Here is a 24,911-nt window from a genome sequence, read left to right on the forward strand (position 1 = left end):
ATTCAACTATCTTCGTGGTTGTTAGAAAAGAAAAATGGTTTACACCAAAGTAAGTATCATCATCCCGGCCTTTAACGAGGAGGCAACAATAGAAGCCGTAATAGAAAGGGTTTTAGCTGTTGACATTAATCTTAAGAAGGAAATAATCGTAGTGAATGACGGATCAAAAGACAAAACGGAAGAGAACGCATTAAGGGTGATTGAACTACATAATGACAAACCAGATGTTTCTTTTAAATATAAACGAAAGGATAATGGTGGAAAGGGAAGTGCAATGAAATTAGGATATTCAATAGCGACGGGAGATATTCTTATTTGTCAAGATGCAGACTTGGAATTATTTCCGGAAGATTATCCGAATCTGCTTAAACCATTTTTTCAGAACCCAGAACAAAGGGTTGTTTATGGTTCTAGAATTTTGGGGGGGAACACTATGGGAGAAAGTGCTTTTTATTTTGGAGGTCGTCTCGTTAGTTTAATTACATCTATTCTTTTCGGAACAAAGCTTACCGATCAGCCAACAGGTTATAAAATATTTCACAAGGAGTTGATCCCAATTCTTGTTAATGCACACCATAACGGTTTTGAATGGGAAGCAGAAATTACCGCAAAAATTCTAAAAAGGAAATATAACATTAAAGAGGTCCCAATTAGATATTTGCCGAGAAAGGTGGGGAAAAAGTTACGATGGGTAGATGGGGTAAAAATTGTATGGACACTCTTTAAGTACAAAATACAATCCTAAGTGAGGATAGAACGCATGAATGAAGGACTTAAAAGATATGGCTCATTGTGGGTCATACTGTTTTTCTACATTGCGGGCGTTTTTATCAAACAACCCTGGAAAGGAGACACTCTAGAGCAAAAAGCAATTTATTGGGATGTCATTTCTTACTATGCTTATCTCCCTGCTGCAATTATCCACGGCGATTTAAGTTTGGGATTTCTTAAAAATCCAGTTAAAGATTCCAATTTTGTAAATCTCTATTGGCCCACACGGTTAGAAAATGGAAAAGAGATCATAAAAACAACAATGGGTTGGGCCATATTAAATACACCTGCCTTTTTGATTGGACACCTTTCTGCCAAACTATTTGATTACAGTCAAGATGGTTTTTCAGCACCCTATCAAGCCGCCATTGCATTCAACAATGTTTTGTTTTGCTTGCTTGGATTTTTTTATCTTTTTCGCCTTCTTTCTCGTTTTTTTGCTGCCAATACAGTTCACCTAACCATGATATCCATTGCGTTAGGGACAAATATTTTTTATTATACGTCTTTCACAAATCCAATAAGTCACTGCTATGAGTTTGCGCTTATATTGATGTTTCTCTGGTATTCATTGAGGTGGTTTGAAACACCCCAACCCAAAATTTTATATTTGATGGGTTTTCTTTTAGGTTTAATAGTTCTAATAAGACCTCTTAATTTGATAGTGGTAATTATTCCATCGTTATTTCAAGTTGATCAGCAGAACTTTGTGATTAGACAATGGTTGCTTGTTAAGAAACACTTCTTGCAGATTTTGATTGCAGGGGTTTGTATGTTTCTTGTTATTTTACCTCAATTGATTTATTGGAAGCTTAACTCTGGAAATTGGGTTTTTAACTCTTATGTTGGAGAACAATTTTTTTGGAGTCGGCCAATGTTGACTGAGTTTCTATTTTCTTATAGAAAGGGATGGTTACTTTACACACCTATGATGGCCCTTATGTTGTTTGGTTTTGTTATTCAGAAAAAAACTTTAAACCAGATTTTACCACAAATTCTAATATTATTATTGGTTATGATCTGGGTCAATTCTTGTTGGTGGTGTTGGTGGTTTGGCGGAACCTTTGGTTGTAGAGTTTTAGTTGATTTCTATGGCTTGTTTGCATTTCCCCTCGCTGTAGTAATTGAGTATTGTTTATCTCGCCATTTTATGTCTAGGTTAACTTTTACAATTTTTTTAGCCTTCATTATTTTTGTTAATCTCTTTCAGACGCGTCAGAAGCTGGAGGGACAAATTCATTGGGATTCGATGACAAAAGATGCTTATTGGCAAGTATTTTTAAAAAGAAGGTTTCCAGAGAACTATGATTCTCTTTTAAAAACACCTGACTATGAAGCTGCCAAAAATGGCAAAGTTGTCAGGTAAGCTTACTTAACCAAACATTACACTTCTTATTACGAACTTCATTAACCCAAAGTGAAGGCGCTATTTTTTAATTTTTTATTAGTCCTGTTAGGTAGTAAAATACGACTATCTTTGTCGAATAATTCGACATGTTTTTAAGTTGCCATAGTTATTATTCTCTACGTTATGGGACACTTTCTCCTGAAGAGCTTGTCTTTGAAGCTGTTGAACGAGGTATAAAGGCTATGGTACTAACGGACATAAATAACACATCTTGTTTTTTTCAATTTGATACAGCTTGTAAGAAAAATGGAATAAAAGCAATTTTTGGAATTGAATTCAGAGATGGGAATAGTTTCTTATATCTTGGGATAGCAAAAAACGAAGAAGGGATAAAAGAGCTAAACCAACTTTTAACAATACATTCTTCCACAAAAGAGCCGCTTCCTAAACGACCACTTTCCTTGCTAAACTGTTTTGTAGTATATAGGAATCTTCCAGAGGAAGATATTGGCCAGCTGAAAGAGAACGAATTTATTGGCATAAAACCTTCAGAACTAAATCCCATCAAAAAGAGATCTCAGGATTTATCAAAGTATGTTGTTTTTGCTCCCGTTACATTTTTGAATGAGGATGGGTGGAAAGTACACAAACTTCTTCGATGCATAGACCATAATATAATTCTAGGAAAACTTGAGCCCGGACAGTTTGCCCCCATTGACGAAATTTTCTATTCTCTCAGTGAAATTGAATGCAAATTTTTAGCCTATCCGGAGGTACTTGAAAATACCCAAATGATTTTGGATTCGTGCTTTACTGAAGTGCATTCAGGAAATGAAAATAACCGCAAAACCTTTACGGGGCATACTGATGGAGATTATCGCTTGCTTAGTAAACTTGCCGTTCAAGGATGCAGGCGGAGATATGGAGATCACAATCGCGGCGCTGCAGATAGAGTTAAGAGGGAGCTTCAGGTAATTCATCGGTTGGGTTTTTCCGCTTATTTTCTAATTACATGGGATATTGTTCGCTACGCTCAAAGTGCGGGCTACTATCATGTTGGGAGAGGAAGTGGTGCAAATAGTATTGTTGCGTTCTGTCTTTTTATAACGGATGTAGATCCTTTGGAGCTTGATTTATACTTTGAAAGATTTATTAATCCACACAGAAGTTCACCCCCGGACTTTGATATTGACTTTTCTTGGAGTGATAGGGATGATGTTACCGAATATATTTTTGACAGATATGGAATTGAATACACCGCTTTATTAGCTACATACAATACGTTTAAAGGAAAATCTATCATTAGAGAACTGGGCAAGGTTTTCGGTCTACCCAAAAAAGAAATTGATGTAATTATTGATGAACCCCTGGCTTCACACAAGCACCATCCATATGCCAAATACATTTTTCATTATGGAAAAAAGATAGAAGGTTTTCCAAATTATTTATCCATTCATGCAGGGGGAATCATTATTTCTGAGCGGCCACTATACTATCATACCGCATTATTACAAATGCCAAAGGGGTTTCCAACGACACATTTTGATATGTATGGAGCTGAAGACCTCTTGTTTCATAAATATGATATTTTGAGTCAAAGAGGGTTGGGCCACATTAAGGACGCTATTGATCTGGTACGAGAGAATCAAGAAAAGGAAGTTAATGTTCATCAGGTAGAAAAAATAAAAAATGATGATCGGGTGAGGGCTCAGTTAAAATCAGCTCAATGTATCGGGTGCTTTTATATAGAATCACCAGCCATGAGGGGCTTACTGAGTAAGTTGAAATGCGAAAATTATGTCCACCTTGTTGCTGCCAGTTCAATTATTAGACCGGGAGTTGCGAAGAGCGGTATGATGAGGGAGTATATTGAACGTTTCCACAAACCAGATAAAGTAAAATATCTACACCCAGTATTCAAACAAAATCTATCAGAAACCTTTGGTGTTATGGTGTATCAGGAGGATGTTATGAAAATAGTACATCATTTTGCCGGGTTGGATCTTGACGAGTCAGACGTATTGCGACGCATTATGACTGGCAAGAAAAAGTCATCAGATACGTTTAGAAAACTTATGGAAAAATATTTTCATAACTGTAGAGAACGAGGTTATCCCGAAGATCTGATACTAGAAGTATGGCGACAGATAGAAAGTTTTAGTGGATACTCTTTTTGTAAGGCACATTCTGCTTCGTATGCAGTTGAATCATTTCAGAGCTTATATCTAAAAACCTATTTCCCGCTTGAATTTATGGTGGCGGTCATAAATAACTTTGGTGGTTTTTATAGCACAGAACTTTACATACATGAAGCCAGAATGTGCGGGGCCAGGATTGAAGCGCCATGCGTTAATAAAAGCCGCTATCTGACACACATTGAAGGGAAGACAATTTATGTTGGCCTAATTCATATCCAATCTTTGGAAAAAGAGCAAGCGCTACAACTCGTCCGTGAACGAGAAATAAGAGGGCCGTATAGTAATTTGGATGATTTTATTCAACGTAATAAAATGACTCGCGAACAACTGAATTTGTTAATTCGTATCGGGGGCTTTCGCTTTACCAAACAAAGTAAATGTTCTCTATTATGGGAAAGAAATGCAAAGTATCAATCCCCCCAGAAGTATGTAGCGGCAAGACCGATTTTTTCAGAAAAAGAAGATAAGTATGAGCTTCCAATTTTAGAGGACGGACTTTATGATCAGGCCTTTGATGAGATCGAGCTGCTGGGATTTTCACTTTGTTCACCATTTAATTTGATCCTGGAAAAACCCCACAGCTATACAATGTCCAAAGATTTGAAAACCAAAATTTCAAAAAAAATTATACTTGTGGGCTATTACGTCACACGCAAGCCGGTAACTACCAGCAATGGAAAACTAATGTCTTTTGGTACTTGGGTAGACGAAGAAGGTTATTTTTTTGATACCACACATTTTCCCCCATCTTTGGAACACTACCCGTTTCAGGGAAAAGGGTGTTATGAAATCCATGGTGTTGTGACAGAGGATTTTGGCTTTCCAAGCGTGGAAGTTCACTGCATGAAAAAGTTAGGGTGGAAAAAAGACGAAAGGTATTGAATCGTTAGGCGAGTTGGATAATTTGTGAAATCACAATGTGCGGTACATCTTATCCATGAACAAATATTTCTTGGCACCCCAACAATTTTTATCACAACATCCAGTAAAAATAAAAGAGAGAACTTTTTATTTTAAGTCTTCAATACCCGAACTGTCCATAACCATTTCATCATTCAGTACAACGTTAACGAATTCGGTACTGTCTAACAACAGCTCATCTTTTTCAAAATAAATTATATCGTCAGAGTTATCAAGATTAGTGATGTCTGAGTCGTTATCTTGAGTTTTTGTAAAAGAATCAACAGAGTCGATAAGAATTATCTTGTTGTTACTGTTCGAAAATATTTCTTTACTTTGAATTATTCCCTTTTTGTGCTTTTTGACAACCACTGTGTTTTTAGTTTTTAATACATTCTTTGATGAAGAAATTTGTCCGCTCTTTTGAAAGCAGGAAGTAATGATAATTAACAATAAAAAAGAATAAACAAATACTAGTCTATTGTTAGAGTTAGCAGAATGAAGAGTGAACAAGGTTTTCATGACAAAAGATTTATAGACTTTTGACTTAGAAAACAAACCTTCGTTTATGTGTTGTATGTTAAATCCGCGTTAAGACAAATTCTCGTTTATTTAGTTTTATTTTTTACATATTTTTCAAGCCAGGAATCCATTTCCCAAAGCATGTGCAAAATATTTTCACGCGCCGAATATCCATGACTCTCGAATGGGAGAATAACCATCCTTGCTTTTCCACCATTGCCCTTAATGGCCTGAAAAAATCGTTCTGTCTGCATGGTAAAGGTTCCGGAATTATTATCAGATTCTCCGTGAATAAGTAAAATCGGACTTTTGATTTGATGGGCATAATTGAAAGGAGACATTTCATTGTATTTATCTTGTGCTTGCCAATAAGTCCTTTCCTCAGATTGAAAACCAAAAGGGGTAAGGCTTCTGTTGTAAGCACCGGATCTGGCTATGCCAGCAACAAATAAATTGGAATGAGCAAGAAGATTGGCTGTCATAAATGCTCCATATGAATGACCCATTACCGCGCATCTTGCAGGATCGATATAACCTAAAGAATCAACAGCTTTAATTGCAGCTTCAGCATCTGCTACCAATTGTTCGAGATAGGTATCGTTTGGTTCCTCATCACCCTTACCGATTATTGGAAATTGGGTATTCTCTAAAACAGCAAAACCTCTGGTTACCCAAAACAAGGGTGAGGCCCAATTAATACTGTTAAAGAAATGAGGAGAATCTTTAACTTGACCAGCAGTTTTGTCATCTTTAAATTCTTCAGGATATGCTTCCATAAGGAGGGGTAACCGACCGTCTTTTGATGGGTTGTAGCCAACAGGAAGATAAAGCGTTGCAGACAAGGAAACCCCATCTTTACGCAGATAGTGGATCTTCTTCTTGGTAATATTTTCAATTGATTTATAAGGGTTTTCCCGAAAGGTAACGGACTCAGGCTTTTGTTTGGATGTTAAATCTCTTATATAAAGGTTTGGAAATGAAGTTGGACTTTGTATGCTTGTTAGTAATAATTTAGAGTTAATGTCAAGAACTCTCACAAGCTTTTCATAAGTTGAAACACCATCCGCTTGCCACAAACGGTTTCTGACAAAAGAGCTTAAATCAATTTCGTCAAGAAAAGGTCTATTTCCAACGGGAGAATAACCTTCTCCATTCAAATATGCTTTTTTATAATCCTTACTTAAAAGTAAGACCTCACGATTTGATTTTTCGTCGTATTTTGATATAAAAGAACCTGGGTTGTTGTAAAGATCTTCACTTGATCTGTCGAAAATCACCTTAATACTTTTGGACGAGACGGAATCCAAACTATTAGAGGGATCGATAATATATGTTTTGGTATTCCTATTTTTCCACCAGCGGTCCTCTACAATCGCAAGATTTTCATTTGCAAAAATTATATTAGCAAAACGGTTTTTAATAAAACATATACTTTTAGGAACATTAAATGGGGCATCAGAAATAAACAACTGGTCTCGGAATTCTCTCTCTATTGTTGGGTTTCCACCATCGGTAGCTTCACACCAAAAGAGAGTTGCAGGTTTATCTGAACGCCAAAATATGTTTCTTTTACCGGCTTCAACAGCATCAAAACTGGTTGATTTCAGATCGTTAAGTGGCCTGTTGTAAAAGGTTTTAACAAAAACACCATTGCTGTTATAAATATTAAATTTGCTGGGGAAAAAACCAAGACTTAAAGTATAACTGTAAGGTTTTGACAGCTCTTCTGTCAGGAGGAATTTTCCATCAGGAGAAAAGCTAAAACTTTTATACACCGCCACCCCTAAAAAGTCTTGCGTCGGAAGCTCACCTTCAGGGTAAACTTTTACCAATGTACATGCAGCGTAATAATCAAAACGACCCTCGTCTTGCTGGTTTTTCAAAAGATCTTGAAAAGTTCTAGCAGGTAATTTTTCGCCAGTAGTTTCCTGGATAATCGGGCCTTTAGGTAAATCGCGGGTATCTGATAATCTGGATTTAGCACCTTTTGATCTGCAAATAATAAAACTTTCATCTTCAGCCCAAGAATATGAATTTCCTAATATACTATTGATACCTTGGTTTAGAATTTCTTTTGCTTTACCAGTTTTTAGGTTAATTACCCAAAGGCTTAAATGATCTTTATATACCTGAATGAAGGAGAAGTAATTTTCCCTTGGACTAAATGAGTAGGATTGAAATTTTAATGGAAAAGGAAGATCTTGAATATTAATTTGACTTTTATTTTTAACGTTCTGAATAGTTAGGGAAGTGAAATACAGGTTCCGGGATGAATTAAAATTTTCGGGATTAAAACGAAGACCAGCTAATTTGATTTCCGGTTCGGCTAAGTCTTCTAATGATTTATAATTTGGTTTATCAATTAGGGCCAGATATTTGCTATGACGACTCAATGCCGTTTGCGAAGGAGTCTTGGCTTCTGCTAGAGCAAGAATGGGTTCAGGAGGTGTTTGAAACCCTACCTGTGCAAAAAGACAAACCCAAAAAAAATTAAGCGAAATGAAGGAAAATATCTTTTTCATTGACAAAAATTTATTTTTTTGTAAAAATAGAGAAAATTGCACCAGGTGACAAGAAATTAGAATCCTTATTAATTTTACAAAACACTAATAATCAATTGATTATAAAAATGGCTTATGATTGTGCTATTCTAATCCAGATAATAACTTAAATAGCTAAAACCGAGAAATGGTAAATCAAACTTCTCTAATAATAAGTTAGAGTAAAGAATGCCACTTATATTTAAACAAATATATAGGATCTAACAAGGGTTGTTAGAAATAAAGAGTAGCGTGGGGGAGGCTTGAACTCCCGACCTTGCGATTATGAATCGCACGCTCTGACCAGCTGAGCTACCACGCCAAGGAGGCGCAAAGGTAAAACAAAAAAAGAAATCAAGAATTAAAGAACTTTAGCAAAACTATAAAATCTTCTACCATTCAAAATAAGGTAATCGAAATACCAAATGCAAAGAACTTACTGCAAACAAACTCTGCGTATTAAGCATATCAGATTATTATTTACATACCCCCAACCGTATTATTCCTGCTCTCGCCTTTTGATGTATGCTATGAGCAAATTGTTGAGGATGCGTTTTTAAAGTATTTCTATATGCTTGGCAGGATTTTTCAAAATCACCAATAATCTCCCAAATTTGTCCAGAATATAGAAGAGAAGCTGAGGCGTAAAAAGTTTTATACGTGACATCGAATTTTATGGCATCATTAAAGTATAAAAGAGCCCCATTAAACTCTTTCTTAGATTGTAAAATACGCCCCATCCTATATGCACACTCTGTTTTTAACTTTGGATTCTCATAATAAGTGGCAATGCGAGTTTCAAGAAGCTTTAATGACCGAGAGGCGTAACCTCCATCGAAAAGAAGTCTACATTTTAATAATATTAAGTCAGGAATATCATTTGTCAAATAGTCATTTTGTGCTTTTTTGTCTTCATCTGTCTTTGTATTTCCAATCATTCCAATTTTACTTTGATAAAATTTAAACAAGTTCAGGTCACTTTTTAATAAAGCACACCAACTTAATTTTTGGTAGGTTTCTTTTATGTAGCTGTTTCCATGAAAATGCTCTAAATATTTTTTAAAATCAATTTCTGCAGCACCATTTAGCTGTTGCAGCTTTGTTAAACCCTCCATAAAAAACAAATAAGGAAAAATTTCTTTTTTAGTTTCTGAAATTAAAGAAAGACAAATAATGGCTTCCTCATTTTTAAATGATTTCATTGCAAGCCTGGCCTCAATAAAGGTGCTCATAGGATTCAAATTACAAAATTCAGAACTCTTCTTCCAGAACAAATAACCCTCCTCCGGTTTGTTTTCTAAGAATGAAATAATTAAAGCATTCGCAGCAGTGGATTCTAAATAGAAAAGATCTGCATTATTTTTTGCATAATTCAAAAACAAATTTGTTTCTTTTTTACCAAGAGATATGGATCCATTTAAATTAATCAAATTTTTTATCCATGAAAATTCATCTGGAATAGACCCAACCAAAGAATGTAGAACCCCCAACGATTTATATGTATACATAAAATGTGGGTATTTCTGTTTAGTTTCTTCTAATATAGTTAAAGCTTTTCGAAAGTCAGTAAATGCAATCAACGAGGAACCCATCTTTAATTCCAACAGAGCCCATTGTAATAAAACTTCACTTGTGAGAAACGACTTCCATTCTACTGGAAGAGATGAATTTTTTATTTTTTTTAAACGCAAATTCTTAAAAGACTTTCTTTTATTAAAAAGATAAAGATTTTCACTAATGAAGATTTCAAAAAAATCGAGCTCATTAGCCATTAATACATAAGCATAATTGGTTTTTTGTTGTGTATCACAAAAGAGCAAATCTCTGGCATAATTGAAATCCAGATTTAATATTGAATTATATATTCTTTTTACTGGTCCTTCAAATTGGACAAAGTCGCTGGCAAGGACATCTGTCTGAAAGATTAAACAGAAACAAAATAAAACCAATTTATGCATTCTTTATGAAAAATGGGAAAGGTCAGATATCATAAACACCTTCAACAGGACAGTGGTCAGAGAAGCGAATTTCTCTATGATGTTTATAGTCTCTAACTAAATTCCCAAAAGGTTTTGAAATGGATTGATAGTCTATTCTCCAGCCTTTATTTTTATTGTATGACCCGGCACGATAACTCCACCAACTGAATGCCTGAAGTTCAGGAAAGACAACACGAAAACTATCTTCAAATAATTCATTATACCAAGCATTTAACCAAGCTCTTTCTTCAGGTCTGTAACCACTAGGGTTATCTTTTCTTTGAGGATTATGTATATCAAGTTCTTTATGAACGATGTTGTAATCCCCGACTAGGATTAATTTTTTTCTTTCATATAAAAGGTTCTTAATCCAGGGATAAATATCTTGTAAAAACCTCATTTTAAACAAGTGTCTTTCTTCACCAGAGGATCCGGAAGGGAAATATGCATTCATAACAGACCAATCTCCAAAATCTAATCGAATAAACCGACCTTCCCGATCATAGGTCTCTATTCCACAACCAAAATGTACTTTATCAGGAATCTCTTTAGTTAAAACAAGGACTCCACTGTAACCCTTTTTTTCAGCACAATGCCAATAGGCTCTATAACCTAAGGATAGATACATTTCAGGATCAGCATATGAGATGTCCATTTTCGTCTCTTGAAGACAGATGATATCAAAATCACATTTTCTCAACCACTCATTGAAACCCTTTTGCACAGCAGATCTTAACCCGTTTACGTTAAAACTAACTATCCTTTTCATATATGAATTTGAAGTTGAAGATAGTTAAAAGGAGTGCTATAAAGAAAATAGACTTTGAATTAAATCAAGAATTCAAGACAGTAAGTTCTTTTACATCGAAAGTGCTTAAATTTTCAAACTGATTTATCCGTTTATAAATTTCATCTTGATTTAGATTCTTCAATTTTGAAAGGCTAAAATCTTCTACGCAAAAAGAAGCCATTACACTGCCATAAATTATTGCTGTTTTCATATTATTAAAACTAATATCATTAGTTCTAGCCAGGTATCCCACCATTCCTCCTGCAAAGCTATCTCCGGCACCCGTTGGGTCAAGGACATCTGCTACCGGTAAACCAGGAGCAAAAAATATTTGATTTTCATAAAACAGTAATGCACCATGTTCTCCTTTCTTAATTACCAGGTATTTGGGTCCCATTTTGTGGATAACAGCAGCAGCTTTAACTAATGATCTTTCTCCTGATAGCTGACGAGCTTCTTCATCATTTACTGTAAGGACATCAACCCTGGGCAATAATTTCATTAATTCGTCCATCGCCACATCCATCCAAAAATTCATTGTATCAAGAATAACTAGTTTTGGGGGATCAGAAAGTTGATCAAGAATAGAAGCTTGGATGGAAGGTGTAAGATTTCCAAGCATTATAAATTTGCTCGATTGGAAACTTTTAGGCAGTATAGGGCTGAAATCTTCTAAAACATTTAAGTCAGTTATGAGCGTGTCGCGACCATTCATATCATTATGATAACGACCAGACCAATAAAATGATTTTTTACCTTGAACTCGTACCAGCCCATCAGTTTTTACCCCACGACTGACCAAAGCTTCAATCTCACTTTCAGGAAAATCATCTCCAATAATTGAAACTAAATTTATGTGGTCATACCAATATGAAGCAGCCCAACTAATGTATGTACATGCACCACCAATTACATGATCAACTTTGCCAAATGGTGTTTCAATGCTGTCAAAGGCCATGGTTCCAACAGTAAGTATGCTCATTTTTAGTATTTATTGTCTAATAAAAAAGCCCTGCTTTATGCAAGGCTTTCAAAACGTGCGCCCCTTCTTGGGCTCGAACCAAGGACCTACGGATTAACAGTCCGACGCTCTAACCAACTGAGCTAAAGAGGCTTTTTAAATATCGAGGTGCAAAGATATAAACCCGTTTGAAAAGCACAAGTAAAAACGATCAAATTCTTTAAGAATTACGAATTAAAGCTGAACAATCCCATTATTGAATCAAGATCGTTTCCATACCCCAAGCATTGTTTTCATCAATTACCTGAACCATGTAGGTTCCTTTAGGCCATTTATTAACATTAATTATGTGTTTTGAGGAAACCATCTTATCTTGATAAACGACTTTGCCAGAGGGGTCAACAACGTTAACTTGTTGATTTTTAATATTTTGTGTTCCTAAATCGATAATAAGTAAATCCTTTACCGGATTTGGACTGACAGTTATTTGGATCACTTTGGATGGATCAAGCCCAGATAAGGTAGGTTTTACTAGAAAGAATGCAAAAGTATCGTTTTCAATATCTGGTCCAAACTCTACTTCAGAAGCAGTATAACTAGCAATGGGCTCAGGATACCCTGGAGAATAAAAATTATACACAACATCAGTTTGAGAACCAATGGGTGTTGAACCTAATGATAAAATTGCAGTGCTTCTGGTTGTCAATTTAAGGCAGTTGAATGTCCCGGCAGTAGTTTTGATTGTTCCCCAAGCTTCTGCTTTATTATTGGAAGCGAATTCTACCTGAATTGGGCCGAATTCTGAATCAAATGTTGCTGAACTTGTGTCTTCAAAACTAGTCCCAAAAGTAAATGGCAGCACGACTACGGTCAAACCAGAATTAAGAAGCGTCGGAGGTTCTCCGGAGGCATCTGATTCGCCAAGGAATTCTATCAAATTATTGGTTTTTCTATAAAATTGATAATAAGCAGAACTATCTCTACCACTCTGAATTGCGAAAGTAGCTTGAGGAAAAAGATTCGAATTTGGTAATCCGGAAGGATTCACTACAACGGTTGTATCAGGAGAAATAACCAGAATGTCCGCAGGGCTAAAATCCCAAGAAACGTTACCTCCTAAAGATTCAACACTAACAGGACTTATATAATTAGCATCTAACTGTTTTTCTATTACTTTCAAGCCTATACTTGGAGAACTGTTATAAATAGGTTGAGCCAAAGCAGCTCCGGAAATAATTGAAAAACAAAGAAGAAGGAACTTTTTCATAAAATATAATTTAATTGACCACAAGATAATCTAAAAATTTAACACCATAAAAATTTTAACAAATTTACCTTCTTCACGCAATATAATCCCCCTTGCTGAATTTGCGAAAATAAAAGAAGTACCTTTATACTTGAAATAAAAACAGTTGAAAGCAAAAAAATCATTTGGACAACATTTTCTAATAGATCAGGAAATTATAAATAAAATTATCGATGCTATATTAAAAATAGATTCCAAGAATGTTTTGGAAATAGGTCCAGGAAAAGCCGCAATAACCAAATTGCTTATTAGAAAAGTTGAAAATTTCAAGGCAGTCGATGCAGACAAGGATATGTTTGAGTTTTTGGTCAAACAATTTCCAAATAAGAAGAATGTATTTATACTTCAAGATGTTTTGAAGACCAACTTTGAGGAAATCTTCAAAGGTGAAGAGTTTTTACTTTGTGGAAACTTTCCATATAACATTTCCTCACAAATTATTTTCAAAGCACTAGAAAACAATCATCTTGTACCAGAGTTTCTGGGGATGTTCCAGAAAGAAATGGCTCACAGAATTGTGGCAAAGCCCAGAACAAAAGACTATGGGATACTTTCAGTTCTTTGTGCTTTGGTTTTTGAGAGAGAACTTTTGTTCGACATATCACCCGAGAGCTTTTCGCCTCCACCATCAATCATGTCAAGCTTTGTATACCTTAAAAGGAAAAAACACGATATTGATAAGGAAACTTTTTCAAAACTTAAGACCTTTGTAAAAATGTCATTTCAATTCAGAAGGAAAACCTTACGAAATAATTTGAAAACTTCGAATATTCCTTTGGATGAATTAAAAGATGAATATTATGATAAGAGGCCGGAAGAAATTTTACCAGAAGAATTTCTAAGACTCACGAAGAAATTTTTAATATGATCAGCTTACTGTTATTACCTTTGATAAAAAAATATGGGATTTCAAGATAGGATTAATCAAGATCTAAAAGAAGCAATGAAGGCAAAGAATGAAAATTCTTTGCGAGCCATCAGAGCTATTAAGGCTGCAATTTTGCTAGCGAACACAGATGGAAGTGGTCAGGAAATGACAGAAGAACGAGGCATACAAATACTTCAAAAGTTAGTTAAGCAGAGAAAAGAGTCTTTGGAAATTTATGAGAAACAAGGACGAGAAGATTTAGCAGCAATAGAAAGGCAAGAAATTCAAGTGCTTATTAAGTATTTGCCAGAACAAATGAGTGAAGAGGAGCTCAGAAGTACAATATTAACTTTAATCCAGGATTTAGGTGCTACAAGTGCGGGCGATCTTGGGAGAGTGATGGGGGTAGCATCTAAGCAGTTGGCTGGAAAAGCTGACGGGAAGTCAATTTCTTCGATTGTTAAAGACCTGCTGTCTAAAGGTTAAATCACAAATTCAAATTTTAGTTTCCAGGTTAATAACAGGATTTAATTTGCCTATTTCCAAATTCTTGGAAAGGTTTATCTTTAAGCCTCAATCAAGAAAATTTTATGGAAAACCAAAGCAGTAAATCCTTCAAGCCATTCGTTGATCCAAATGTTATAGTTCCTGAATTTACAATTAAGGCTATAGTTCTTGGAATTCTATTTGGTGTTATTTTTGGTGCCTCAACAGTGTATCTGGCCTTAAAGGCTGGATTGACTGTTTCTGCATCCATACCTATTGCAGTTCTTGCAATTTCTCTTGGGAAAAAGTTTTTAGGCACGACTATATTGGAAAACAATATCATACAAACAACGGGTTCAGCAGGTGAATCTATTGCTGCCGGAGTCGTATTCACATTACCAGCATTTCTATTCTTATCAGACCCTTTAGTCGGTGATTCATATTTTAAATATTGGACAATTTTCACTTTAGCTGTATTTGGGGGGATTCTTGGAACATTGATGATGATTCCTTTGAGAAGGTCTCTAATAGTAAAGGAGCACGATACCCTTCCCTATCCTGAAGGTACTGCATGTGCTCAAGTGCTCATTGCTGGAGAAAAGGGAGGTGATTTTGCGCGAAGTGCATTTTATGGATTAGGCTTTTCTATGGTTTATGCAATTCTCCAAAAAATTTTCCACGTTATTGCCGAGCTTCCTAAATGGGGAACTGAACAAGCGAACAAGTTTTTTCCATCAGCAGTTGTAAGTTCTGAGGTAACGCCGGAATATCTTGGTGTTGGTTACATTATTGGTCCAAAGATTGCAGGGGTCTTGGTCGCAGGAGGTGTTTTAGCCTCTTTAGGATTAATTCCATTACTATCATATCTTGTTCATCCAGATATTATAGCAACCCAATTAGCTAAGTTAAATTTGTTGGATGTAAATCAAGTAAGTGAAAAATTTGGATGGGATCCTACAAGCCACACATTTACAAATACAGCCGAAGCTGTTTACAGGGCATATATTAGACAAATTGGTGCAGGGGCGGTAGCTGCAGGAGGTTTCATTACATTACTAAAAACTATTCCTACCATAGTATCTTCTTTTAAGGAAAGTTTGGGTTCAATGAAAGAAAAAGTTTCTGGAGGAATGCTACGTACTGAAAATGATCTTTCGTTTAAAGTAGTTCTAATTGGATCATTGATTTTGGTACTACTTTTAGCTATACTTCCTCAAATTCCAGGGACATCTGTCATCAGTAAACTATTGTTGGGAATTTTGGTAATTGTATTCGGCTTCTTTTTTGTTACAGTATCAAGTAGAATTGTTGGAATTATTGGTTCAAGTAATAATCCGATATCTGGAATGACCATTGCAACAATTATGGGTACAGCATTAGTGTTTATTGCCGTTGGTTGGACAGGAAAAGTTTATGAGCCCATGGCACTGGTAATTGGAGGTATGATTTGCATTGCGGCTGCAAATGCCGGAGCAACTTCTCAGGATTTAAAAACAGGTTATATCGTTGGCGCTACTCCAAAATATCAGCAATTGGCCTTGTTTATCGGAGCAATTTTTTCATCTATGGTCATTGGCTTTACCGTTAAATATCTTGACACCCCAACCGCAGAAATGGCATCAAGAGGAATTCAACATGCCATAGGAGAAAAGTATGCTGCGCCACAAGCTACTCTTATGGCAACCTTAATCAAAGGCTTATTGTCTTTTAATCTTGACTGGGTATTTGTTCTCAGTGGTGTTTTTATCGCAATTGTTTTAGAATTGTGTCAGGTTAAAGCTTTGTCTTTTGCTGTTGGTCTCTACTTACCCTTATCTACAACCTTGCCTATTTTCATTGGTGGTGTAGTTAAGGGAATCGTGGATTGGAGGGCAAAATTTAAAAACATTGAATCTGAGGATTCTGAACTGGGCAAAGGAAGTTTATTTGCCACAGGTTTAGTGGCAGGAGGGGCTCTTGCTGGTGTAGTAGTAGCCTTGTTGACTGTTGACGAAGGAATTGCTGCTTCGATAGCTAATTTTAGTGCTGAACATGGACTTACTTCTTTGCTTGGAACAAATGGTTATTATTTGTTAGGGGTTGCTTTTTTTACTTTTATGGCTTGGGTGTTATTTAGAATTGCAACAAAACAAGAAAAGGTATAACATTTTGTTTATTCTGTATTAAGATTCGCAAACCAGATTCATTTGAATTGAATTTACATTGCTGCTTTTCTAAACCACTAAATATATATTTCTAAAAGTTAGAAATTAATGATTTATGATTAACCTACAAGTAAGCTAGCAATAAATATTTATAGAGATATTTAAATTCAAAATATCCAAAAAGTATGAGCAATTTAGTGAGAACTAAATGCATGGAAATATTTTTTGATTTCAAAAATTAGCATGATGGTCTCATTGAAATTTTTTAGTTTACTTTTTGAAATTTAAATACTGTAAACTAGATACTGCAATAAATTGATAAGCATTATTCACAAATCCAGCCAATAGCAAAATCATTAAAACGTAGTTTACTTTATTAAGGTAGCATAGATTAAATTGGCCAAATAATGCCCTCCATGAATAAATTTTTAAGCCAAAATATTAATTGCCTGAAATTTTCAAGAGGAGGCAATATGAAAATTTATTAACTTTAAGCCTCCATGAAAAGAGATTCAAGTCAGACTATCTTGTATGCAGCTAAAAATTGTATAGAAATTGAATATGCTGTAATTGGTCATCTTTTAAATAGTTTAGACGAATCATTTGTTAAGACAGTTCAAAGAGTTTTTGATTCAAAAGGTCGATTAGTCGTAACCGGAATAGGAAAGAGTGCAATTATCGGCCAAAAAATAGTTGCAACTTTAAATTCTACAGGAACACCAGCTTTGTTTATGCATGCAGCAGATGCCATTCATGGTGATCTTGGCATGGTACAAGAAATCGATATTGTTCTCTGCATTTCAAAAAGTGGAGAAACTCCGGAAATAAGGGTATTAATTCCTTTAATTAAATCAAGACGAATCCAACTAATTGGAATGTGTGCACAAATAAATTCATACCTCTCCAAACAATCGGATTATCTATTGTACACACCCATAATGAAAGAAGCTGAACCGAACAATTTAGCTCCGACAGCAAGCACAACAGCACAGATAGTCATGGGCGATGCATTTGCTGTTTCACTATTGGCATTAAGAGGTTTTGGTCCGGAAGATTTTGCAAGATTTCACCCTGGAGGATCACTAGGAAAACAACTGTATATGAAAGTTGATGATTTTTATCAACTTCATGGACGCCCAAATGTAAGAATGGAAACATCTTTGAAGGAGACTTTGATAACGATATCTTCGAGCAGATTGGGGGCGACAGCAGTGCTTGATCATGAGGAAATGCTTATAGGAATTATCACAGATGGAGATATCAGAAGATTTTTTGAGAATGAAACAGAACTTAAGGGCGTTTCCGCAAAAAACCTAGTCCAAAAGAATTGCAAAACAATTCAGCTGGGGGAAATGGCTGTTAGCGCTGTGCAAATGATGCAGGAAAACAGCATTTCGCAATTGATCGTAATGGATGGGAACAAGTACTTGGGAATGGTACATGTTCATGATCTATTAAAGGAAGGTATTTTATAATTTAAAACGCAGGTATATGTTCTTTCCAATTGGAGATGATCAAGTTCAGGGAGGCAACAAACCTCTATTTTCCTATTCATTAATATTTGCAAATGTTCTGGTGTTTTTTTATGAGCTCAGTTTAGGCTCAGAAATGAGCAATATATTTGTAAGCCAATATGGAGCAATTCCTTCAGAAATTTTAGGTGGTCAAGATTTTTATACATTAATATCATGCATGTTTTTACATGGCGGCTGGATGCATTTAATAGGAAATATGCTATTTCTGTGGGTTTTTGCTGATAATATTGAGGCTGTTATTGGTACAGTTAATTTTATTATTTTCTACATACTTGGAGGTGTTGCCGCATCAGTTGTTCATGTATTTTTTAATCCATACAGCGAAATACCAATGATTGGTGCAAGTGGAGCAATATCGGCAATTATGGGGACCTACTTAATTATGTTTCCTTCTTCGAGAATAAAAGTTTTGATTCTATTATTCTTCACAGTAGTTTATGTTCCAGCCCTATTTTTTTTAGGAATTTGGATTGTGCAGCAAATGATTGCCGGAGTGGGTTCACTGAATCCAACTGCCGAAGAGTCAGTTGGTGTTGCCTGGTGGGCACATATAGGAGGATTTGCATTTGGAGTAGTTGCCGGCTTTATTGCAAGAAGACAGTACAGACATAGATATAGATATGAATCGGGAGAATGATTTTACTGAAAAGATTATAAATGATAAATTCAAAATTGAGAAAGACAAATTGTTATCATTTGGTTCTGTTTTTCTTTTTTATTTTATGTTCTTGTGACATTCAACAGAGTACAGTTTTTAATGACCAATTTGGAGGTCATTTTCGTCAAAGAATGTTGCTAAATTCTTTAAGGCAAGAGTTTTTCGAAAGTGGATGTAATAGTGATCCAGAAAAATTTCAAAAGGCTTTTGATTCCATCCAAGTGGAATTAGTAAAAATGGAATTTGAGATAGGATCTAGTCCAATGTTGCCGAATTCCATTAAAAATGTTCATTTTCTATTGGAAAAGGATTTTTATTACACAGTTGAATTTGAATTTCTAGACCTTAAGACCTTGAACAATGCATTAGAAATAATAAGATTGATTAAACGAAGTAAACTTGAAAAATACTTTCCAGAGGAAGAAAATGAATTTGATTTTTCAAGACAAACATTTGAGTTAGACAAACATCACAACTTTATTATAAAGTATAAGGATAATATATTTCGCGATACGACTTCGTATGGAAAAGTAAGCCTAATGAATGATACTTCTAATTTAATTGTGACCGATCATTTTGATGAAGAGCTATTATATGATGAATTTATTCCTAACACCCTATTGAATTCGGGTAAAATCGAAATGTCAAATAAAGCCGGAGAGATATCAGAAGGAGAAGATTTTTTTAACGCTATGAGCATACAGATATTGCAAGAATGGAAGTTTCCGAGGGAAATCCGGAAAATTAAAATCAATATAGAAAATAAGAACCTGCTGCAATTTAATGGTGTGAACCTTTGGATGAAAGTAGATGATCAAATGTTAGAGTCAATTGAAGACATTAAGGAGATAAAAGCAATAATAAGCTTCAAAAAATAGTTTATAACAAGTTCTTGAAAGCAACATACCATTCTTTCCAATCTGACCTTTTTTTGATGACCACCTCATTATATTCTTCCAAAGAAGCATAGTCTTTATTATCTGTTTGTTGAATTATATTTATCATACCTGGAGCAATTAATTCAATAGGTATTTGATTCTGATTAAAATAGTGAGCATGGATTCTGGCATGATGTAAAATTGAAATTGCTTCTGCCGGACTAAGGTTTGCTTGAGTTGATTTTATTTTTTGTTTTCCGTCAATTGTTTTTCCAACTCTCAATTCTCTAAACATAGTCACTAATTGTTCCATTTGTTTTTCTTTGATTTTTGGGAGAGATACATCCAACAATTTTTCCATTTGTTTAACCCTGAAGTCGACTATTTTAATTTCTTCCTCAAGTGAAGAAGGTAATGGCATTAAAATTATATTAAATCTACGCTTTAACGCAGAAGACATTTCATAAATACCTTTGTCTTGGTCATTGGAGGTTGCAATAACATTAAACCCTCTAACGGCCTGAACCTGTTTATTTAATTCAATCACCGGGAGTACCTTTTCGGATAAAACTGTAATAAGGGCATCTTGGGTCTCGGTGGGGATTCTTGAAAGTTCTTCAATTCGAACAATTTGTCCAGAACGCATAGCGGACATAATAGGTGAAGGGATCAAAGCTTCCTCAGAGGGTCCATTAGCAATTAAGGATGCATAATTCCACCCATATCTTAAATTGTCCTCATGTATTCCGGTGGTCCCTTGTATGAGTAAAGAAGAATTTCCGCATATTGCTGCGGTTAAATGTTCTGCTACCCATGTTTTAGCGGTACCAGGTAGTCCTGTTAAAAGTAAAGCCCGATCAGACAGAAGTGTGGCAATAGCTAATTCCAAAATTTTCTTTTCTCCAAAGTATTTGGGTGAAATTATTGTTCCATCGGGTAATTTAGTCCCTAGTAAATACATCAAAACAGCATTAGGGGAAAGTTTCCAAACGCTTGGTTTGTCATTTTGGTCATATTTTTTAAGGGCTTCCAACTCATGAGCAAAAGTTATTTCTGCGAATGGACGAATAATATCAAGCTGCATGGTTTTGTGTAGATTATTTTACTTCTAATAAGCTCCAGGCCTGAGCCTTTTGACTAAACAAAGATTTAGTTTTATGCCAGGTAGATTTGAAAAACTCTGATTTTCTGTAATTTTCTAAATGTGAAAGATCTTTCCAAAAGCTGAGTGTACACATTGAACTTTCGTCATCAGCATCTTCTAAAAGTACAACATCCAAACAGCCTTCAAATTTTTTAATTACTTCGACACTTTCATAAAACAAAATAATGAAATCCTTTTTTAATTCAGGTTTAAAATGCATTTTTACAAACCGTGTAATCATTCAAAAACAATTTGTAATGTTTCATCAGCCTTGATATCAAGAGTTTTAGCAGCGTTTGAACCGCAAAGGGCTAAAACCATATATCCAGCATCGTTAAAATAAAGATAAAAACTACCATTATGGACATTGTTTTCATCAAGTTCAAAATTAGATATTATCTGGTGGGTTTTTGTATGAAATGAAAACATTCTTCCAGCAGTTATCCTCTCAAAAGGATCCTTCTGAATATTAAATATCAAATTTCCAAAACGATCTACGAAACAGACCCTACTTTGTATCCTATCTTTTTGATAGACAGGCGAAACATTAATCTTAACAATAGGGTCTTCACATGGATCAAAGAGCTCAGACAAATCTTCTTCAGACACAATATGTTTAATAACAGAAGAAATTCTTTCTCTAAAACGGAAACAATCATCACTGACCCTGAAAATTTTTTCAGGTTTGTATTGATCACAAATTAGACTTAGAAGTCCGTTGTCAGGAAGGATAAAAAATTGGCCTTCCCACAAAGCTAATAAGATGCCTCGGTCTTCTCCAACATTGAAAACCCAACAAATATGAATACTACCTTCTGGAAAGGATCTGAATGCATTGGATTGAATAAAAGCAGCTTGAACTAAATCAAAGGAAGGAATTTCATGGCTAATATCTACAAGGTTAACCGTAGGATTTTCCTTAAGAATTGTAGCTTTGAGCGCAGAAAGTCGAAAATCCTTATTGCCAAAATCGGAACAAAGAGCAATTAATTGGGGTTTATGGATATAAGTCATTGATAAGTTATTAAAATTCGTTGGAAAATTACTCAATTCCTAATTATCCTATAGCTTTGTAAACTTATAAATTAATTATATTAAATAAATCTTGTTTTATAATATTTTTTAAATCAAAAAATTTGTCCCAAAGCGAAATTATTCTAAACATTGAAAACGTTGATCCATTGGCACTTTATGGAGAAAACAACGCCAAACTGAATTTATTGAGAAAAGCTTATCCTGAGCTGGTTATAACCTCCAGGGGAACCCAGTTGAAAATTTTAGGAGAGAAAAAGGATACACAGGAGGTGAAGCATAAAATAGAGTTAATGGTTAAGTTATTGCGAAGTAATCATGAACTGAGTCTCCAAACGATTGAAGATTTAATTCAAGGAGAAAATCCCTATCAGATTCAAATCTCACAACAAGAGAGTAAACAGGTTTTAGTACATGGTAGGGAAGGAAGGGTAATTTATGCAAAAACAAAAAATCAACAACTTTTAGTAAAGGCTGCAGAGGAACACGACATTATATTTGCCATTGGCCCTGCAGGCACCGGAAAAACCTACACGGCTGTGGCTCTTGCAGTCAGAGCCCTAAAAAATAGACTTGTGAAAAAGATCATACTCACAAGGCCTGCAGTTGAAGCAGGAGAAAATCTTGGTTTTCTTCCAGGCGACTTAAAAGAAAAAATTGATCCATATTTAAGGCCGTTGTATGATGCATTGGACGATATGTTTCCTTCAGAAAGACTTTCACAATTGATAGAAAGCAGGGTCATTGAGATTGCTCCACTTGCTTTTATGAGGGGTAGGACATTAGATAACGCCTTTATAATCTTGGATGAGGCACAAAATTCGACAACCCTTCAAATGAAAATGTTTTTAACCAGATTAGGCCCAACGGCTAAATGCATTATCACAGGAGATCTATCACAGATAGACTTACCATATCGTCAAACCTCTGGTTTGAAACAGGCATCAAAATTGTTAAATAAAATAGGGGGAATTACCTCAATTTATCTAACTAGAGATGATGTTGTCAGACATAGGCTTGTAAAAGAAATATTAAAGGCATATGAGGATGAATACAAGAAAAACAATCCATTAGAAGAAGAATAGAATATGAAAACATCAAGTATAATTTATAAAGGAGATATTAGAACTGAAGCCAAACACAATAAAAGCGGGCAATTAATATATACAGATGGTCCTACAGACAATTTTGGAAAAGGAGAAGCTTTTTCACCAACCGATCTTGTTGCAACAGCTTTAGGCTGTTGTATTTTATCTATTATGGGAATTGCCGCGAGAACCCATGAAATAGACATGGAAGGGACTAAGGTTGATGTTCAAAAAACTATGGCAGAAAACCCGCGAAGAATTGTAAAAATCGAAGTAGATATTTACATGCCGGATTTCGACTATGATTCTAGGAAAAAAGCGATATTGACAAATGCTGCAAAGGGCTGCCCCGTATCAAGGAGTCTGAATCATGAAATTGAAGAGGTTGTTACTTTTCATTGGAATTCATCGGGGGAAACGAAAAGTGAATAAATTAGTTGATAATAGGATTTTTTTGTAAAATCAAAATTAAACTAAATACTTATTATTTTAATTTCAACTCTTTGATTTAATAATCTTCCTTCTTTTGTTGAATTTGAAGCAACAGGTTGTCTTTTCCCATACCCTTTGTAAGAAATACGTTCTTCAGCTATTCCTTTAGCTAAGATATAATCACGCACTGCTTTGGCTCTATTGGTCGATAAGCGATCACAAAATTCATGACTAGGTTGGCCATTGGTATGACCTCCGATTTCAATGGTTATTTTTGGATTGGTTTTTAAAAAATCATACACTTCATCTAGAACAGGAAAAGAATTTGCATTAATTTTAAAACTGTCAGCAGGGAATTGAAGTTTTTCAATTTTTATAGTTTGGCCAACTTTAACTTTGGATTTATCTAGTTCTTTTAATATTTTTTGTTGCTTTTTAATTGAAACATTTGGTGATTCTGGTGTGCTTTTGATTTTTTCGGCTGAGCCAAGAATAGCAGTGTGAGATTTTTGTTCTGAGGCTTCAATTGCTGCTTTTTCATTTTTATATGCGAGGTATTTTTTCTTATCCTCAGGACATGGAATTAGTTTAATATTAGAGGCATTATCAAGGAGTAGGTTCCCATTATAGGGAAAAAGAACAGGGGTTTTGTAAAAGGCCTCAAGTTCAAAATAAGCCATATCGGATTTAGGTTTAAACTCAAAGTCAAATCTTTTCCAATCGGAATTTGCTACCGGTTCAGATTCTGCAAGTAATTCTTTCTGGTTACAGTATCCTTCACCACCATAAATTCTTAAAATTACAGGTGTAGTGAAAGGTTTAAGTTCCATGCTGCCTGTGTTGGATGCACTTTTATATTCAAGCGATCTTGTTAAATAAATTGAAAATGCATAACAGCGTCCCTTCTTTAATGGACTTGAAAGTTTCTGTCCAACACGTTCATAGGTTTCATTTTCTCTAACAACCATTCCTAAATAAGTGCTTCCATGATAAGCTGTCTTTGTAACCTTGAACAAGGGCTCCATCCCTGGAACCTGTGGTTGTATATCAGGTGGCGTTTCACTACGGAAGCCGCAATCAATCCAGGCAGCTGGAGGATTACAACACTGGGGCGTTCCTTCAAAAGAGCCATTAATGAGTACAATCATGGATGTATCGTTCTGCCCCATTAGTAATTGAGAAGAATAAAACAAAAAACCAATTAATATAATAAATCTAATACTCATGTACACTCTCTTGGAAAACTTAAACGTCAGACCCAATATTTTGTTGGAGAAAGTTAAGAAAATTATTTAATTAATTGAAACACAATTTGAAATTTAAATCATGTA

The 24,911-nt window shown here is 35.1% G+C and carries 21 protein-coding genes and 2 tRNA genes; 11 read left to right on the forward strand and 12 right to left on the reverse strand.

The features are described 5' to 3' along the window. The first annotated feature begins 34 nt into the window (after window positions 1-34). From IPJ53_01515 to IPJ53_01525, 3 genes are all read left to right on the forward strand, one after another. Entirely contained in the window at window positions 35-745 is a 711-nt protein-coding gene (locus tag IPJ53_01515; protein ID MBK7797767.1) for a glycosyltransferase family 2 protein, read from the forward strand. Continuing rightward, window positions 746-2,137 (forward strand): glycosyltransferase family 39 protein, encoded by a 1,392-nt coding sequence (locus IPJ53_01520; GenBank protein ID MBK7797768.1) that lies wholly within the window; start codon window positions 746-748, stop codon window positions 2,135-2,137. Between the two features lie 128 nt (window positions 2,138-2,265). Beyond that, the gene (locus tag IPJ53_01525) at window positions 2,266-5,199 is read left to right on the forward strand and encodes a DNA polymerase III subunit alpha (protein ID MBK7797769.1); all 2,934 of its coding nucleotides are present in this window, start codon (window positions 2,266-2,268) and stop codon (window positions 5,197-5,199) included. A 126-nt stretch (window positions 5,200-5,325) separates the two neighbouring features. On the opposite strand, the gene IPJ53_01530 is transcribed toward IPJ53_01525, so the two are convergent. The 8 genes from IPJ53_01530 to IPJ53_01565 form a co-directional block, all read right to left on the reverse strand. After that, entirely contained in the window at window positions 5,326-5,739 is a 414-nt protein-coding gene (locus IPJ53_01530; GenBank protein ID MBK7797770.1) for a hypothetical protein, read from the reverse strand. 86 nt (window positions 5,740-5,825) lie between these two features. Continuing rightward, entirely contained in the window at window positions 5,826-8,261 is a 2,436-nt protein-coding gene (locus IPJ53_01535; GenBank protein MBK7797771.1) for a S9 family peptidase, read from the reverse strand. A gap of 266 nt (window positions 8,262-8,527) precedes the next feature. After that, a tRNA-Met gene (locus IPJ53_01540) sits at window positions 8,528-8,601 on the reverse strand. A gap of 154 nt (window positions 8,602-8,755) precedes the next feature. Further along, window positions 8,756-9,970, reverse strand: coding sequence for a tetratricopeptide repeat protein (locus IPJ53_01545; GenBank protein ID MBK7797772.1), 1,215 nt, complete (start codon window positions 9,968-9,970; stop codon window positions 8,756-8,758). 289 nt (window positions 9,971-10,259) lie between these two features. Further along, the gene (gene xth, locus IPJ53_01550; protein ID MBK7797773.1) at window positions 10,260-11,027 is read right to left on the reverse strand and encodes an exodeoxyribonuclease III; all 768 of its coding nucleotides are present in this window, start codon (window positions 11,025-11,027) and stop codon (window positions 10,260-10,262) included. 64 nt (window positions 11,028-11,091) lie between these two features. Next, window positions 11,092-12,030 (reverse strand): bifunctional hydroxymethylpyrimidine kinase/phosphomethylpyrimidine kinase, encoded by a 939-nt coding sequence (locus tag IPJ53_01555; protein ID MBK7797774.1) that lies wholly within the window; start codon window positions 12,028-12,030, stop codon window positions 11,092-11,094. Window positions 12,031-12,088: 58 nt separating this feature from the next. Then, a tRNA-Asn gene (locus tag IPJ53_01560) sits at window positions 12,089-12,162 on the reverse strand. A gap of 100 nt (window positions 12,163-12,262) precedes the next feature. Beyond that, a complete protein-coding gene (locus IPJ53_01565) occupies window positions 12,263-13,276 on the reverse strand; it encodes a T9SS type A sorting domain-containing protein (GenBank protein ID MBK7797775.1) in 1,014 nt (337 codons plus the stop codon). A gap of 145 nt (window positions 13,277-13,421) precedes the next feature. On the opposite strand from IPJ53_01565, the gene rsmA reads away from it, so the two are divergent. From rsmA to IPJ53_01595, 6 genes are all read left to right on the forward strand, one after another. After that, window positions 13,422-14,183: a ribosomal RNA small subunit methyltransferase A gene (rsmA, locus tag IPJ53_01570; GenBank protein ID MBK7797776.1), complete on the forward strand. Its 762-nt coding sequence runs from the start codon at window positions 13,422-13,424 to the stop codon at window positions 14,181-14,183. 33 nt (window positions 14,184-14,216) lie between these two features. Further along, window positions 14,217-14,669: a GatB/YqeY domain-containing protein gene (locus IPJ53_01575; GenBank protein MBK7797777.1), complete on the forward strand. Its 453-nt coding sequence runs from the start codon at window positions 14,217-14,219 to the stop codon at window positions 14,667-14,669. 104 nt (window positions 14,670-14,773) lie between these two features. Then, the gene (locus IPJ53_01580) at window positions 14,774-16,813 is read left to right on the forward strand and encodes an OPT/YSL family transporter (GenBank protein MBK7797778.1); all 2,040 of its coding nucleotides are present in this window, start codon (window positions 14,774-14,776) and stop codon (window positions 16,811-16,813) included. A gap of 500 nt (window positions 16,814-17,313) precedes the next feature. Further along, on the forward strand, window positions 17,314-18,288 hold the full coding sequence (locus IPJ53_01585) for a KpsF/GutQ family sugar-phosphate isomerase (GenBank protein ID MBK7797779.1): 975 nt from the start codon (window positions 17,314-17,316) through the stop codon (window positions 18,286-18,288). A gap of 16 nt (window positions 18,289-18,304) precedes the next feature. Next, entirely contained in the window at window positions 18,305-18,985 is a 681-nt protein-coding gene (locus tag IPJ53_01590) for a rhomboid family intramembrane serine protease (GenBank protein MBK7797780.1), read from the forward strand. Window positions 18,986-19,005: 20 nt separating this feature from the next. Further along, window positions 19,006-19,884 (forward strand): hypothetical protein, encoded by an 879-nt coding sequence (locus IPJ53_01595; GenBank protein ID MBK7797781.1) that lies wholly within the window; start codon window positions 19,006-19,008, stop codon window positions 19,882-19,884. 1 nt (window position 19,885) lies between these two features. Here IPJ53_01595 and IPJ53_01600 read toward each other — a convergent pair whose 3' ends face one another. Genes IPJ53_01600 through IPJ53_01610 form a run of 3 tightly spaced genes read right to left on the reverse strand, consistent with a single transcriptional unit; the run spans window position 19,886 to window position 22,042 of the window. Continuing rightward, window positions 19,886-20,968, reverse strand: a complete 1,083-nt coding sequence (locus tag IPJ53_01600) for an AAA family ATPase (protein ID MBK7797782.1) — start codon at window positions 20,966-20,968, stop codon at window positions 19,886-19,888. A gap of 13 nt (window positions 20,969-20,981) precedes the next feature. Continuing rightward, window positions 20,982-21,269, reverse strand: coding sequence for an antibiotic biosynthesis monooxygenase (locus IPJ53_01605; GenBank protein ID MBK7797783.1), 288 nt, complete (start codon window positions 21,267-21,269; stop codon window positions 20,982-20,984). Next, window positions 21,266-22,042, reverse strand: coding sequence for an SAM-dependent chlorinase/fluorinase (locus tag IPJ53_01610; GenBank protein ID MBK7797784.1), 777 nt, complete (start codon window positions 22,040-22,042; stop codon window positions 21,266-21,268). The genes IPJ53_01605 and IPJ53_01610 overlap by 4 nt, the downstream gene beginning before the upstream one ends. Window positions 22,043-22,164: 122 nt before the next feature. Here IPJ53_01610 and IPJ53_01615 point away from each other — a divergent pair, with 122 nt between their 5' ends. Together IPJ53_01615 and IPJ53_01620 are read left to right on the forward strand one after the other, a co-directional pair. Next, window positions 22,165-23,145 (forward strand): PhoH family protein, encoded by a 981-nt coding sequence (locus IPJ53_01615; protein ID MBK7797785.1) that lies wholly within the window; start codon window positions 22,165-22,167, stop codon window positions 23,143-23,145. Window positions 23,146-23,148: 3 nt separating this feature from the next. After that, window positions 23,149-23,580, forward strand: coding sequence for an OsmC family protein (locus tag IPJ53_01620; protein MBK7797786.1), 432 nt, complete (start codon window positions 23,149-23,151; stop codon window positions 23,578-23,580). 41 nt (window positions 23,581-23,621) lie between these two features. On the opposite strand, the gene IPJ53_01625 is transcribed toward IPJ53_01620, so the two are convergent. Beyond that, window positions 23,622-24,548, reverse strand: a complete 927-nt coding sequence (locus IPJ53_01625; protein MBK7797787.1) for an OmpA family protein — start codon at window positions 24,546-24,548, stop codon at window positions 23,622-23,624. Between the last annotated feature and the right edge of the window lie 363 nt (window positions 24,549-24,911).

It is taken from the genome of Candidatus Vicinibacter affinis, from assembly GCA_016714365.1.
GTDB classification, from domain to species: domain Bacteria; phylum Bacteroidota; class Bacteroidia; order Chitinophagales; family Saprospiraceae; genus Vicinibacter; species Vicinibacter affinis.

Bases quoted from the DNA above. Each gene is read 5' to 3' on its own strand.
- IPJ53_01580 (MBK7797778.1), top strand. From the start codon at position 14,774: ATGGAAAACCAAAGCAGTAAATCCTTCAAGCCATTCGTTGATCCAAAT.
- IPJ53_01605 (MBK7797783.1), bottom strand. From the start codon at position 21,269: ATGATTACACGGTTTGTAAAAATGCATTTTAAACCTGAATTAAAAAAG.
- IPJ53_01590 (MBK7797780.1), top strand. From the start codon at position 18,305: ATGTTCTTTCCAATTGGAGATGATCAAGTTCAGGGAGGCAACAAACCT.
- IPJ53_01515 (MBK7797767.1), top strand. From the start codon at position 35: ATGGTTTACACCAAAGTAAGTATCATCATCCCGGCCTTTAACGAGGAG.
- IPJ53_01620 (MBK7797786.1), top strand. From the start codon at position 23,149: ATGAAAACATCAAGTATAATTTATAAAGGAGATATTAGAACTGAAGCC.
- IPJ53_01535 (MBK7797771.1), bottom strand. From the start codon at position 8,261: ATGAAAAAGATATTTTCCTTCATTTCGCTTAATTTTTTTTGGGTTTGT.
- IPJ53_01565 (MBK7797775.1), bottom strand. From the start codon at position 13,276: ATGAAAAAGTTCCTTCTTCTTTGTTTTTCAATTATTTCCGGAGCTGCT.
- IPJ53_01585 (MBK7797779.1), top strand. From the start codon at position 17,314: ATGAAAAGAGATTCAAGTCAGACTATCTTGTATGCAGCTAAAAATTGT.
- IPJ53_01610 (MBK7797784.1), bottom strand. From the start codon at position 22,042: ATGACTTATATCCATAAACCCCAATTAATTGCTCTTTGTTCCGATTTT.
- IPJ53_01595 (MBK7797781.1), top strand. From the start codon at position 19,006: ATGATAAATTCAAAATTGAGAAAGACAAATTGTTATCATTTGGTTCTG.
- IPJ53_01575 (MBK7797777.1), top strand. From the start codon at position 14,217: ATGGGATTTCAAGATAGGATTAATCAAGATCTAAAAGAAGCAATGAAG.
- xth (MBK7797773.1), bottom strand. From the start codon at position 11,027: ATGAAAAGGATAGTTAGTTTTAACGTAAACGGGTTAAGATCTGCTGTG.
- IPJ53_01530 (MBK7797770.1), bottom strand. From the start codon at position 5,739: ATGAAAACCTTGTTCACTCTTCATTCTGCTAACTCTAACAATAGACTA.
- IPJ53_01555 (MBK7797774.1), bottom strand. From the start codon at position 12,030: ATGAGCATACTTACTGTTGGAACCATGGCCTTTGACAGCATTGAAACA.
- IPJ53_01625 (MBK7797787.1), bottom strand. From the start codon at position 24,548: ATGGTTGTTAGAGAAAATGAAACCTATGAACGTGTTGGACAGAAACTT.
- IPJ53_01525 (MBK7797769.1), top strand. From the start codon at position 2,266: ATGTTTTTAAGTTGCCATAGTTATTATTCTCTACGTTATGGGACACTT.
- IPJ53_01600 (MBK7797782.1), bottom strand. From the start codon at position 20,968: ATGCAGCTTGATATTATTCGTCCATTCGCAGAAATAACTTTTGCTCAT.